The 321-nt window shown below is 41.7% G+C and carries 1 protein-coding gene; it reads left to right on the top strand.

Translation table 11 applies throughout. The features are described 5' to 3' along the window. Positions 1-235 (top strand): DUF2528 family protein (locus tag HP556_RS00015; RefSeq protein WP_129364231.1); only part of this gene is annotated, 235 nt, incomplete at its 5' end. Between the last annotated feature and the right edge of the window lie 86 nt (positions 236-321).

Raw genomic sequence — 321 nt, 5'->3', positions numbered from 1 at the left:
CAATAAACACGGCTCTGTATTAAATGCTGTATTAATCATGCTGGCGCAACATGCTCTGCTTATAGCAATTTCAAGCGACTTAAATGCATATGGTGTTGTGTGTGAGTTCGACTGGAATGATGGAAATGGTCAGGAAGGATGGCCTCCAATGGATGGTAGCGAAGGAATAAGAATTACCGATATCGATACATCAGGAATATTTGATTCAGATGATATGACTATCAAGGCCGCCTGAGTGCGGTTTTACCGCATACCAATAACGCTTCACTCGAGGCGTTTTTCGTTATGTATAAATAAGGAGCACACCATGCAATATGCCAT

The sequence above is a fragment of the Tardiphaga robiniae genome, from assembly GCF_013359755.1.
Taxonomy (GTDB): Bacteria; Pseudomonadota; Alphaproteobacteria; order Rhizobiales; family Xanthobacteraceae; genus Tardiphaga; species Tardiphaga robiniae.
The sequence above is the reverse complement of the archived record's forward strand: the minus strand, read 5'-3'. Positions and strand labels throughout refer to the sequence as shown.